The organism is Mastigocoleus sp. MO_188.B34, from assembly GCF_030065675.1.
Taxonomy (GTDB): Bacteria; Cyanobacteriota; Cyanobacteriia; order Cyanobacteriales; family Nostocaceae; genus Mastigocoleus.
The window spans coordinates 1-13003 of sequence record NZ_JASJDK010000077.1; the positions used below are offsets into that span (position 1 = coordinate 1).

Sequence of the window (13003 nt, forward strand, 5' to 3'; positions counted from 1 at the left end):
AAAAATTATATTTCTACAACAAGATAGAACTTTTGTACTAATTAATTGAGTGGAGAAGTCAATTTTTTCCCTGACGGTACTGTGCGTAAACTTGCAATCATCGCCTCTTCAAAAAAGTTTTCCATCTACTGAATTTTTTCAAACGACTTTTAGCGATATCGGGTACTTCTAGTAAAACTCCTGCTACTGAAATCTGGTCATCAACTAAGGAATGTTTTTGTTTTAATTCATTTTGACTGTCTTGTGCTCCTGCTTCATCTCCACGCGCAGCAGCAGCATAACCCCGCGCAACTACCAACAAAGGTTCATAATCTTTCAAAGGTTCGACAAAAGTCTCATTCACCTCACAAAGACGCACTAATTCAGGTTTATTCAATTGGGAATAAGCTCGCTGCAATTTCTCTGCTAGTCTCTTGGCTGCTTCATTAGGTTCGGTATAAGCTAAAGCTGTCCATTGCTGCAGCTCATATAGTTCTGATTTTTTATCTAATTGATGATTGATATACTCAATCAAAAAATTGGAAAGTTCTTTGAGAGTCTTTTCTTCGCAGCGTTTTAGTAATTGATTACGAATTTCACGCTCCATCTCGTACAATTCTTCTTTATGGGATCCCGAATCTACTTGCTGACATAAATCTGAAAGCAGTAAGTCAGCAACTGCATACCAAGGAACTTCTGTTGGATTTACGCGCTCGTTATCTTCCAATGTTTTGGGATTGCTTCCTTGGGTCGCAATGACAGTGGGTGAGTCCTGTTCTGATTTTGGAGATCGCTTTGTTTGCTTCGAAGATTTTCCAAAAAATTTTTCCCGAATGGAATAAAGTAAATCTGGAGTCAAAACCAGAGGAAAAGCACCATGAGAAGCGAAATGTAAATGAGATTCACCAAACTGTTCTTTAAAAAATTCTATTCTACCTGTCGCATCAAATCCTAAATCCCATAACTTTGAACCATTAAATTGATGCTTTTTCCATTCTTCTTTTGCCTCTTGATCGGCATTCTCCAAGAATTTTTTTACAGGTTTACCGTAGAGCAGCCATTGTACCATTTGTTGATATTCCCTGGGTTCTAGTGCAAACATAGGTACTTGAGGGTCTATTTTAGCAATTTCCTCGGCTGTATTATCTTGCCAACGGAAACGCGGTAGGGGATTAAGCCATGCTAACCTTTGTGCTTTGGGTGTAAGTAGTTCCAGAAAATCATAAGTTTCTTCATATCTTGAATATACTGAACGCTGACGAGCAGCACCAGCATCGCTGACAATAATTATTAAAGTACGCTCTGGAGAAAACTTTTTCAAAAGAGATTTAATTGATTCACCATTCCAACATTTGGGGTCGCGGTAAAGTTCATCGGTGGGAGAATTGCGAAAGTAGTAAATTTTTGCATCTTTCCAATCTTTTACTAAGTAACGACAGAAGGGATGAAAAGGAACCATTGAACCTTCTTGGTCAATCAGTAACACTATTTCTTTTTCTGTTTCTTTCTCTTTGGTTTTAGCTGCAGTGAAAATACCTTTTGAGAAAAAGCCCTGTTTGCAAATATCTATAACTGTAGCTGGGATATCTAACTCACTGGGTATAGGTTCTGACGATTTTTGTATCAGTGAACGCCAAGTTTGTCGTAGCTTTCCTTGACTGACAGGAAAATAATCTCTTTCTTTGAGCTTTGTAGGAATATATCTTGCAACTTTAGGTTCTTTTAGAGAAGAAGTTGGGGAAAGTAATTCGTCTTTTTCTTTTCCTTCTTCTCGCAAATTCTGTTTTAGCTCTGCTGCAGCATTATCTACATTATTATCTTTATGATCTCCTTCGGGTGAAGTTTGCTCTTGGGGAATTATTTGTTCAGTTAGAGTTTGCTCTTGGGGAGTTATTTGCTCAGGTAGAGTTGACTCTGAGGAAGTTATTTGTTCAGCTAGAGCTTGCTCTTGAGAAGTTATTTGTTCATCTAGAGTTACTTGTATTGTTTGAGGAAGCAAATTTTCTTTCCAATCTTCCCAGCACTCATCGAACAACTTCTTTTGTTGTCTAGATTTAACCCATAGAGTGCTACACATTTGTTTCACAGTTAATGGATCAGAAATATCTAATCCAGCTTCAAGCGATTCTGTTTCAACTGACTGTGACAATGCATCCACAGCTAAATAATACTGGTCAATTGTGAGGGGCAAACCAGTTTCTCGTAGCTTTAAAAATAAATCAAGCAGTGGAAATTCAGTCACGATATTTTCACAAAATCAACCAAATATTTTAACTTCTATCCCTCGTTATTAGTGATGACGTGTTGTAGAGACGCGCCATTGATATTTGTTGTAGAGACGCGACATGTCGCGTCTCTACAGGATTTAGGGGTAAACGAGCCACTCATAACATTTACGCTTCATCATATTCAATTCTACCCTGGCGAGTTTTCAGCAGCGTACTAAGATAAGGTAGTTTTTCCTGATCCAGTTTCTTAAGAGCTTCTTCTGGAGAAGATTCACGTAACAAAATCGTAAACCAATCAATGAGTTCGCTAGTACTAACTTTTTTTGCCATCTCGTCTTCATTGTCATTCATTTCTGAACGCAAGTCGAGAAAGCGCTCGATCGCAGTTTTGACTATTTCATCGGGGGGATTCTTAAATCTTCCCTTGATAATCTTGGTTAGTTGCTCTTCATCAGGAAACTCTATGTAATAGTACAAGCAACGTCGCAGAAACGCATTAGGAAGCTCTTTCTCTTGGTTAGAGGTGATAAAAATAACTGGAAAAGCTTCGCGATCAGCGATTAACCAACCTCGATCATCAACACCTTTAACACCTTTACTTCCTTTAACTTCTTTAACTTTAAAACGTTTGTCTTCTAAAGCTAGTAAAAGGTCATTAGGAAAGTCCGTACTCGCTTTGTCAATTTCATCAATCAAAACTATGCTTCGACTGTTTTGAGATTTTTTTTCCTCACTTCCATTGTTTTGAGATTTTTCTTCGTCTGTTCCACCAAAAGCATAGCCCAGTGCTCCCCATTCAATATAATCTTCTGGTTTAGCAGGATTGGAGCCTTTATCTTTAATATCAGCTACTTTCGCTAGTTGTGCAGCTTGTAATCTGCCGATATAGTCGTAACTGTAAAAACCATCTTGGGCTTTGCTAGTTGACTGGATATTCCAAAGACGGTAATTCCAAGTTATTTTTTTGGTTTCATCTTTTTCTTTTTCTGCTTTTTTACTAAATTCATAGAAAACAGCGCGAGCAAGATCGCTTTTTCCACAACCCGGTTCTCCTTCCAGCAATAACGGGCGATTCAAACGAATTGCTAAATTAACTGCTTCTTTGAGACCGCGATCGGGATAATAAGGATATATTTGGCGATTGAGTTTTTCGTTCCGTTCTCCCCCATTGGGAGGGTGAACTTCACCAGTGTATTTTAGGGGTATTCCGTCCATAATTTCATCCAATTTTTATCTCTTTCAATACTAAAAAATTGATAAATTACTTTGAGTAAATCTAAAGGTTTATCTTGACAATCACTAATTAATTTATTTGCTATTTCTCCTGGTCTTTCTAAGCTTTTGTGCTTACATCTATCTGCAATTTTATATATTAATCCAGCTATGCCTTCTCTGTCATATTTAAGTTCTGTACTCAGTTCAATAACATGTGTTTGCAAATCATCATAAATATCAACATTTGATTTATCAGCTATTAAAAACATAACTAATTTACCTCTATTCTCATTAGGAATTTCTTTGATTAATGATTGCCAATAACTTAAAATCATTGATTTTATTTGCTCATAGTTTTCTATCTCCAAAACAATTAAAATATTTTCTTCTTTTAAATGCCTGATATCAATTTCATGAAAAACAGTTTCATGATACTTTGCTGAGGACAAATAGCGCGACTTATTTTTGTTTGGAGTGAAATGTCTAAATTTCAATTTGTGAAAACTATAAATTTCTGCTTCCAAGCGCCTTAACATCCATGTGAGGCTACAGTTGCACTTGTTATTGACAATAAAAATTTTTTGCTCATATAATCCAATTCTCAGCAGATTAACTTGCCTTTCGTGATCAAATAATTTTAATTCTTCAGATAAAATATAATTTTTATTGTGTAATTTATATTCAGGTGAATCTTCAGGAAGTAGCGACCACCAGGGTATATCTAATACTTCACAAAAAACCTCAAAAACATCTTTATCACATCCTTTTCCTTTTTCCCCATCTAAAAAACCTTTTAATTCTCGATGAGTAAAATACTTCAAACGAATTTCTTTGAAGAAAAATATCTCATCCAAAAGATAATCAATTTCAATCTCTTGTTCTTGTTCTTTCTCTAAGTAATCTCTGAAATCATTCTCTGACTTGGAAGTCAATATTTTGTCTTGTATAACAAATTTTAACTTAGTAATTTTTATCTGAGAACCGCATATTTTTTTATGTTGTAATATTTGTTTAAATTTATACTTGTTAGCTTCTGATAGAAGTTTGGTAGTATTTCTATCTATCTTCCATCCTTTATCTCTTATTGTTTGTTTAACTGTTTCAATTTTATTTTGTGCAATCTTTATTTTTACCATTTTTTAGGAACAATTTTTTAGTCTCAACAAATGCTGATCAGATCCTGATCGTATTTTTGTCCTTTGCTTGGGGTGTGGAATATTGAGGGGTATTAGAGAAAAACAATCATCTAATACGTGTAGTAACCCTCAATAAAGTCTCATCTAGACTATGAATTGTCCTACAAATAACCCCGAAATCAAAGCAGTTCACACAGAGGAGAACAATATGCAGAACAGCAAAGATAACGAAATCAACTTTTCGTTAAAAATCAGTTGGGCTCAAAAAAATAAAAACTTTTTAGCATTTTATTTGACGCTAGGATTTTTTGGTTTTTTGGTGCACAGCACTCTTGTCGTGCTTGGTATGTTATTTTTACAGGAACCCCCCAGAGATTTAGAACAATCTCAAACAGCCCCTCAAGAACAGGTAACTACTCAAATAACTCCTGCATCACAAACACAATGTGGTGCAACTGTTCCCAAACAAACAGAAAAATCACACAAAAAAATTCGAGCAGATGTTTGCAATTAATCAATAACCTGCTGTGTGGGTAGTAGTTATTTAAGTTCCCAGACTAGGGGGTGTTTTTAAGCTATCAAACACAACACAGTAAATTACTCCCGCAAGCAAATATAACACAAACTGCTGATAACCTTCTCTGGTATCAGCGACTTTTTCTATTTTGTGATAATCGCAAATAGGAACCTTTGAGGTGGATTCTTTCCGTGTTACCCATCTCTCATCTACCGATTAAATTTGCCCTATCATAAGTAGTAAAGTAAAACCAAATTACTTTTCTAGTCGATTAACTAGAATCAGCTTGAACAAAAATTAACTAGACATCCATCATGATTCAAGCACAAACAAAACCGATGAGTTTTGAGGAATTCCTGGAATGGTATCCAGAGGATAGTAAAAGATATGAATTAATTGAAGGTGTTGTTGTAGAGATGCTCCCAACTGCTCCCCATGAAGACCTTAGTGGTTTTTTAGTAGCCGAACTGAATTTTGAGATTCGTAAACAACAACTTCCTTATTCAATTCCTCGAACTTGTATTCTCAAACCCCTCAAAGCAGGTTCGGGATATCAACCAGATGTAGCAGTTATCAACCGAGAAGTAATTGTAGATGAACCGATGTGGTCAAAAGCATCAGTAATCCAAAATGGGAAAACAATACCTTTAGTTATTGAAGTTGTTAGTACTAATTGGCGCGATGATTACGGTCACAAGTTCATCGAATATGAAGCTATGGGTATTGTTGAATATTGGATTGTTGATTATCGTGCTTTAGGTGCTGTTCGTTATATTGGTAAACCAAAACAACCAACAATTACCGTATGTCAACTAGTTGAAGGTGAATATCAAATGCAGCGGTTCATTACAGGTCAGCGGTTAGAATCTAGGATTTTTCCCAAGCTTGATTTGACAGTTGATGTAATTTTTCAAGCTGGGGGACTTTAATAAAAGATGATTTTGGAAAAATTTTTCTACAAAGCGATCGCATTATAATTAAAAGCATTGTCCCAAACATAGTCAATTACAGCTTTACTATCATCTAAAGAAAGCAGTTGACAATATCCTTGCTCATCATAGGTTAATAAAGGGACATCAGGCGTATTTTCTATATCCTTACAATTTTGATTTACTTTTCCCTGAATATTCGCCAAATTATCCAAAGGACCATGAATATCAAAGTTAATTGTAGTGCCTAACTTTTTCTCCATCCATTCTTCAATGCGAGAATCTAGCTGCTCGGGAGTCAGGGGAACTGGACTGGTAAGGAGATGATAATATACCAAAATAATTTCCTTGCATTCCTCTTCTTCTGCAAGGTCTATCAACATTTGAAAAACACTATCATTGTTAGCTAAGTTCTTAAAGAAAAGAGTATCGCTAACCGTTTTCTGAAATTTGATTTTTTTACTTTTATATTGAGTATATTGCTTGAAAGCGAATCCACCCAAAGCCATCCCCAAAGATAGAGTAGCGACTAAAACAGGCATAAAATCACGTACTTTATATTGTTCTATATCTAATTTTTCTACTAAAGATTGTGCATTTAAAAATAGGAGAATAGCAGCTATAAGCAATAAAATATTTGGTAATGTTCTTAATATCAATGGAATTGCAGCCCCAATAGCAGGAATCCCAAATAACAGTTTATCTTTCCAGGTCATACTAGTTGTAACATTAGGAAATAGTAAATCTATATCTAATTTTGGAATATTCTTATAAAAATATAAATAAATTTTGCCTGGGGTAAACTTCAGGTTTTTGATTTTAACTTTTTTCGCGCGAAAGTAAGCTGCTTCCTTAAATTTAATCAGCAAAACAATTCGCTCAAAAATTTCAATTGTTTTTTTCTTACTCCCAAAAAATAACTTCTTGATCGAAATCTTCTTTGTAGCATCACCCCGGTAATAACATAAGCATCTATCAAAATAATTAAAATCAACCTCAGTCTGTAAATCAATCAGAGATTTCTTGTTTAATGCTTGTTTTACAGTTGATTCAGGTAAACGAATATAGTTTGCTCTGTTTAAAATATGATGAAATGCATTAACTAATTTTGATTCCATGTCATCATATTCTTCTAAGGTTAGTGGATTGAAGATTTCAACATCTGGATTGGGGTTAAATGGTACATAATTATCCTTTATAACTTCCAAAGTCTGGTGAAAACGAAAATGATAATACGCTGATAAAATATGACAGAAATCTTTAAATTTTTTGGAGTCAATACTATTTAATTGACCATCTTCAAGGCAAAGTCTGATAATATCTCGACGACGGTAGGGAATAAATGCTTCTCGATTTTCGTAAGTTGCCATGAATTGGTTTGAATCGGAGTTCAAGTGGTGTTTTTTTTAATTAAAGGCTATATTTGTATATCATCTACTTCTTTGAGTTGTTCAACAAATTTATTTATACAAAACTTTAATTTGTAAAGCTGACTGTTTAAGGTTTAAGACTAGACTTCTAAGATATTTCGTTGAGATATATTTTATTTATATAGACGCAATATGACTTATCCGCGTTTAGCTTTTCTGATTTTACCCTATACCCGTCATGAACTACCTGGCTGGGGTTATCTTTTCAAAGCTTTTAAGGTTTCCACTATTGAACATCATTCGTTGTGGAAGTCTGCACCTACCAAGACAATACGTCATTCTTGGCATAATCACTTAATGAAGTTGGATCTTTCCAATTGGTCAGAACGTCATACATATTTCCTTGGTCGTTTTTACGACCTCGATCTCCAACTAGCGATGAATCAAGTTTTGAAAGCTGGCGATCGCTTTGTAGATATTGGCGCGAATATCGGGATGATTACTCTACATGGTGCTGCGTTAGTCGGAGATTCCGGTCATGTTGATAGTTTTGAACCTAATCCCGAGTGCTGTAAGAGGATCAAAGAATTTTTAGAATTGAATAATATTAAACATGTTCAACTTCATGAAGTTGGATTGTCAGATGTACGCGATACTTTAACTCTCAGTATCCTTCACGAACATTCAGGTATGGGTACCTTAACTTTACCTTCAGGTATAGAAGATGAAGTAATTTCTCAAACATTTGAAGTACCTGTTTCTATTGGTGACGATATTTTGAGGGAGAATTCAAAACCAATAAAATTTCTCAAAATTGATGTAGAAGGATTTGAATACAAAGTTCTAAGGGGATTGGAACAAACCCTGAAAACTTGGAAACCTGTGGTAGTCACAGAAGTTTCCTGGAAACCTGTTGTCAATACAGAAGAATCAAACAATAGTACTGATAATGTGGAGACAAATCCGCTGGAAATTTATCAATTTATGAAGCGACTAGGGTACTTACCTTATGGTTTGACAACAAAAAGACGTTGGTTACGACATCATTTAGCTCTAATCCCGGTCGCTGAAGATAATATTCAAGATTCTATTTTTTCAGATTTCCTTTGGTTACATCCAGAAAGTTCCGGTAAAGAAGCTCTGAAGAACTTTATTTCTTGAAAAAGCAACATACAAAAAAGATTACCCATCAACTTCAAATCAACCATATTGCCATATAATCGCTTCAATATCGCACTCCAAAGCAATTGATGTTTGAGAAGTTTGGTGCGTAGTTGTTTTTTAGGAAAAATATGTGGCCAGAATTAGTTTCTATATATAGGTGCTATCTAAAAAGCTGGATTACAAAGTTCCTGATAATTCTTTTTACAGCATGTCTTGTGGTCGTCGAATTACCTGTTGGTGCGACTATTCCTTCTAAGGGAAACTTAACTCAGGAAAAATATCAAAATACTAATTTGATTGTCAGTCAAGCAGATGCAGATAAACTTGCGCAGCAAGGTAAAAAACTATATCAAGCAGGAGATTTTGCTTTAGCAGTAAAATCATTACAGCAAGCAATTGATAAATTTGAATTATCTGGAGACACTCTGCATCAAGCAGTCAGTTTGAGTAATCTTTCCTCAGCGTATCAAAAACTTGGATTGTGGGAAGATGCAGATTCGGCTATTACAAATAGCTTAAATTTATTGCAAGAGCTTAATAGTTCATTAGAAAACTTAAGATATATCGCTAAAGCTTTGGATGTTCGAGGACATTTAGAATTTGCTCGGGGACAGACACAATTTGCACTTGCAACTTGGCGAGAAGCAGGTGATATTTATAAATCCTTAGATGATACTTCTAACTTGATAAATAATCGTATTGATCGGGCTCAAGTTCTACAAATTTTGGGTCATTTCCGACGAGCTAATCAAGTTTTAAATGGATTAGAAGAAGTTATTAATAGTCAGTCAGACTTTAGTTTAAGAGCAGAAGGATTACGTAACTTAGGTAATATTTTAGCAGTTATTGATGATTTAAAGGAATCAAACAGGATTTTAAAATTAAGCTTAGAAAATGCTAAATATTCAGGTTCAAATATAGAAATTAGTAAAACCTTATTAAGTTTGGCAAATTTAGCACGTCTTCAACATAAAACACCATTAGCTATAGACTATTATAAGCAAGCTATAAGAAGATCTAATAATCTTGATATACGTCTTCAATCTCAACTAAATTTACTAAGTTTACTTATAAATACAAAACAATATACTGAAATTGAACTATTGGTATCACAAATTCACCCTGAATTAAATTATTTAACAATTAGTCGTCCGGAAGTTAATGCCAAAATAAATTTTGTTCATAATCTAATTAAATTAAGAAATGAAGGAGGAGAAAATAGGAAATTATTCAAATCAGTATCTTCATATAAACCCGCTCAAATATTAGCAAAAGCAATTAAACATGCTCGAGAATTAAAAGATAAACGGGCAGAATCCTATGCAATTGGAACTTTGGGTGACTTATATAAACAAGATGGACGATTTTCTGAAGCTGAAAAGTTAACAAAAAGAGCTTTATTTATTGCCCAAACTGTCCATGCATTAGATATTAGTTATCAATGGGAATGGCAAATGGGAATTTTGCTTCAGCAGGATGGGAAAACTCAAGACGCGATCGCCCACTATGAAAAGGCGATTAAAACTCTTCAATATTTACGTAAGGATTTAATTTCAATTAATACAGATATTCAATTTTCTTTTACTCAAAGTGTTGAACCAGTATATCGAGAATTACTAGAGTTACTCTTACAAGAAAAAGCACCTAATTCAGAAAATCTCAAGCTTGCTCGAAATACAATTGAATCACTACAATTAGCAGAGCTTGATGATTTTTTCCGTTCTGCATGTTTAAACTCTTCAGAAATTGTTGATACGTTAATCGAACAACAAGATCCCCATAGTGCTGTGATCTATCCGATTATTTTGTCAAAAAGCTTGGACGTAATTTTAAAGGTACCGGGTCAATCCAATTTACTTCATTATAAAACTGCCATCAACAAAGAAGAGTTGGAGAGTACTGTAGTTAAGCTCAGGGAATATTTAAAAAATGTCAGTCGTACTGCTGATGTAAAACGGTTGTCGGGAAAAGTTTATCAATGGATGATTAAACCCTTTGAAACCGAATTAGCAAAGAGTAGAATTAAAACCTTAGTTTTTGTCTTGGATGGGGAACTAAGAAATATTCCTATGTCAGTTCTATACGATGGACAACAAGACAAATATTTAATCGAAAAATATGCAATTAGTATTACTCCAGGGTTACAACTTTTAGATACTAAAATCCGAGACCAACTAGAACTAAATGTTTTAACTGGTGGAGTAGATCGAGAAATTTCCATAGATGGTAAAACATTTCCTCCACTTACTAACGTTGAACGGGAACTAAAAAATATTCAGTCAGAAGTATCAAACAGTAAAATACTTGTTAATCAAAAATTTACTGAAGTTAATTTACATAATCAATTACAAACTATTCCATTTTCAGTTGTTCATTTGGCGACCCACGGTGAGTTTAGTTCGGATCCACAAAATACCTTTATTTTGACCTGGAATGAGTTACTAAAATCAAGAAAATTTGATAATCTTTTGAGGGAAACCAATGGATATAATAGCTTCAAAGACCCCAATAGTATCGACTTACTCGTCCTTAGTGCTTGTCAGACAGCACAAGGCGATCGAAGAGCGGCTTTAGGATTAGCTGGGGTTGCTCTTAAGGCTGGTGCAAGATCCACGATCGCAACACTATGGTCAGTAGATGATGAACACACAGCCGATCTCATGAACAAATTTTATAGTGAATTAAAAACTGGAGTAAATAAAACCGAAGCGCTTCATCAGGCTCAGTTAGGTATTTTGGGTCAAGAAAAACGTCCTTATTTTTGGGCTCCTTTCGTTTTGATGGGTAATTGGCTTTGATGGTGTTGGAATATTCAATTGGTTGACAGTTAACTGTAAACTATCAGCTGTCAGCCATTATTAATGATTCATTATTAAGGACTTTATTCGAATGTCCATAACACCAACTCCTCGTCAAATTTTAGAAACTCTACTCCCCCATCTTAGAGTTGCAGCTAGTTATGCTCGTTTTCTCCAACCAAAAATTGCTGCACTTCCCGATAAAGATACAACAGATGATAACTTTTTTGCTGCAGCACTCACCGATGCAGATTTAGCAGTTCAGAATTTTGTAGAAGTTGCAATGTTGGGTAATTTCCCAAATACTCGATTTTATGGCGAAGAATATCAGAGTTCTCCTAATACCAAATACTTTCGTGCAATTGATTTAGGAGAGCAAAATGACTATTTAGTTACCCTCGATCCCATTGATGGTACTAAATATTACATGGATGGACATTCTAATTATCAAATCATTCTCACCGTTCTGAATGCAGATGATTATGAAGCAGTGCTTGCAATCTCCCCTGCACAAAATGTTTATTTTTATGCTTTGAGGGGTGAAGGTGCTTTTAAGGGTCACCTTGACATGAGTTTAGAAGAATCTTCTCCACTGACCGTTAGCTCCAATCCCGAACCAACTATATTGTTGGGGACACAAATGAGTGCATTAGCACCGACGCTTAAAAATAAGTATAAAGTCATAAATCCCAATGTTGATTACTCAAGCTCTGTTCAAGTTCCCAATCTCAATGGTATGTTTGCTGGTCTGTTGAGTGGAGCAGTGAAACAAAAGGGTCAATTTATTGATGGTGGAGCGCTAGCTTTTTTAGCAAGGGAAGCAGGTTTTATAGTTACCACTTTAGATGGTTCCCCTTTACCTCCTTTGCATAGTTGTAAAAACTATTGTTTACCTGGGTTAATTGTTGCTACTTCCAAAACAGTTCATCAAGATTTACTTGAAGCAACAAGCATAGTACAAATGTGATCGTAATTAATTAATAAATTACTTGGGGGAATTTTCTTTTTTTCTTACCAATTACCCATTACCCATTACCAATTACCAATTACTAACCCCAATGAACAATCAAAACATAATTAAACTCGATCAATTCTTAAAACTAATAGGTGTCGCTTCAACCGGAGGACAAGCCAAAATGATGATTTTTGACGGTGCTGTCAAAGTAAATGATGTTGTCGAAACCCGGAGAGGAAGAAAATTAGTATCGGGTGATAAGGTAACGGTGGAGCAAGAAATTTCTATTAATGGTGTCACCTCATTTGATGTGGCGAGTTTTATTGATTAGAGAGTTTTTTATGTCGAAGTGGATTCAGCTCATGTTGGAGCTTCTTCTCGTCTCAGTCCTAACATAATTGGGATTTATTCTCGTTCTGCAGCATTTGTTGCATATGCTGCGTGCATGGTACTTTAATTTAACCCTCTTTTATCACTCTAGGCAGAGGAAAAATAGAATTCCGAATTATATAGCGGTTTTCATTTGAATCAAATACATTTTTAAATTCCCAAATGTAGAGACGTAAAATTATGACCTTACGATCACGCAATACCTATAGCTGCGCTACCTACGGATCCGGTACGCTTGCGCTAGGCGCTAATACGTCTCTACGAGATGTACTATACTCAACCGAAAACCGCTATAGTCTCAACAATTTTCGCATCAATCAGA

Annotated in this window: 10 protein-coding genes; 6 read left to right on the top strand and 4 right to left on the bottom strand. The window is 35.1% G+C overall.

Annotation, left to right across the window (positions count from 1 at the left end; translation table 11 throughout):
* Positions 1-97: 97 nt before the first annotated feature.
* The 3 genes from QNJ50_RS17965 to QNJ50_RS17975 all read right to left on the bottom strand — a co-directional run bounded on the left by QNJ50_RS17965 (position 98) and on the right by QNJ50_RS17975 (position 4558).
* The gene (locus tag QNJ50_RS17965; RefSeq protein WP_300637684.1) at positions 98-2221 is read right to left on the bottom strand and encodes a hypothetical protein; all 2124 of its coding nucleotides are present in this window, start codon (positions 2219-2221) and stop codon (positions 98-100) included.
* Positions 2222-2372: 151 nt separating this feature from the next.
* The gene (locus QNJ50_RS17970; RefSeq protein ID WP_300637686.1) at positions 2373-3422 is read right to left on the bottom strand and encodes a MoxR family ATPase; all 1050 of its coding nucleotides are present in this window, start codon (positions 3420-3422) and stop codon (positions 2373-2375) included.
* Entirely contained in the window at positions 3404-4558 is a 1155-nt protein-coding gene (locus QNJ50_RS17975) for a hypothetical protein (protein WP_300637688.1), read from the bottom strand. The genes QNJ50_RS17970 and QNJ50_RS17975 overlap by 19 nt, the downstream gene beginning before the upstream one ends.
* 208 nt (positions 4559-4766) lie before the next feature.
* Here QNJ50_RS17975 and QNJ50_RS17980 point away from each other — a divergent pair, with 208 nt between their 5' ends.
* Both QNJ50_RS17980 and QNJ50_RS17985 read left to right on the top strand, forming a co-directional pair.
* Positions 4767-5072, top strand: coding sequence for a hypothetical protein (locus QNJ50_RS17980; RefSeq protein WP_300637690.1), 306 nt, complete (start codon positions 4767-4769; stop codon positions 5070-5072).
* Between the two features lie 317 nt (positions 5073-5389).
* Positions 5390-6004, top strand: a complete 615-nt coding sequence (locus QNJ50_RS17985; protein ID WP_300637692.1) for a Uma2 family endonuclease — start codon at positions 5390-5392, stop codon at positions 6002-6004.
* A gap of 26 nt (positions 6005-6030) precedes the next feature.
* On the opposite strand, the gene QNJ50_RS17990 is transcribed toward QNJ50_RS17985, so the two are convergent.
* Entirely contained in the window at positions 6031-7374 is a 1344-nt protein-coding gene (locus tag QNJ50_RS17990) for a TMEM143 family protein (protein WP_300637694.1), read from the bottom strand.
* Between the two features lie 192 nt (positions 7375-7566).
* On the opposite strand from QNJ50_RS17990, the gene QNJ50_RS17995 reads away from it, so the two are divergent.
* From QNJ50_RS17995 to QNJ50_RS18010, 4 genes are all read left to right on the top strand, one after another.
* Positions 7567-8535, top strand: a complete 969-nt coding sequence (locus QNJ50_RS17995; RefSeq protein WP_300637696.1) for an FkbM family methyltransferase — start codon at positions 7567-7569, stop codon at positions 8533-8535.
* A 218-nt stretch (positions 8536-8753) separates the two neighbouring features.
* Positions 8754-11336 (top strand): CHAT domain-containing protein, encoded by a 2583-nt coding sequence (locus QNJ50_RS18000; protein ID WP_300637698.1) that lies wholly within the window; start codon positions 8754-8756, stop codon positions 11334-11336.
* 91 nt (positions 11337-11427) lie between these two features.
* A complete protein-coding gene (locus QNJ50_RS18005; RefSeq protein ID WP_300637700.1) occupies positions 11428-12303 on the top strand; it encodes an inositol monophosphatase family protein in 876 nt (291 codons plus the stop codon).
* 106 nt (positions 12304-12409) lie between these two features.
* Positions 12410-12622 (top strand): RNA-binding S4 domain-containing protein, encoded by a 213-nt coding sequence (locus QNJ50_RS18010; protein WP_300637723.1) that lies wholly within the window; start codon positions 12410-12412, stop codon positions 12620-12622.
* The last annotated feature ends 381 nt before the right edge of the window (positions 12623-13003 follow it).

Excerpts from the sequence above, each read along its gene's own strand:
- QNJ50_RS17970 (WP_300637686.1), bottom strand. The coding sequence starts at position 3,422 with ATGGACGGAATACCCCTAAAATACACTGGTGAAGTTCACCCTCCCAAT.
- QNJ50_RS17975 (WP_300637688.1), bottom strand. The coding sequence starts at position 4,558 with ATGGTAAAAATAAAGATTGCACAAAATAAAATTGAAACAGTTAAACAA.
- QNJ50_RS17980 (WP_300637690.1), top strand. The coding sequence starts at position 4,767 with ATGCAGAACAGCAAAGATAACGAAATCAACTTTTCGTTAAAAATCAGT.
- QNJ50_RS17985 (WP_300637692.1), top strand. The coding sequence starts at position 5,390 with ATGATTCAAGCACAAACAAAACCGATGAGTTTTGAGGAATTCCTGGAA.
- QNJ50_RS17990 (WP_300637694.1), bottom strand. The coding sequence starts at position 7,374 with ATGGCAACTTACGAAAATCGAGAAGCATTTATTCCCTACCGTCGTCGA.
- QNJ50_RS17995 (WP_300637696.1), top strand. The coding sequence starts at position 7,567 with ATGACTTATCCGCGTTTAGCTTTTCTGATTTTACCCTATACCCGTCAT.
- QNJ50_RS18005 (WP_300637700.1), top strand. The coding sequence starts at position 11,428 with ATGTCCATAACACCAACTCCTCGTCAAATTTTAGAAACTCTACTCCCC.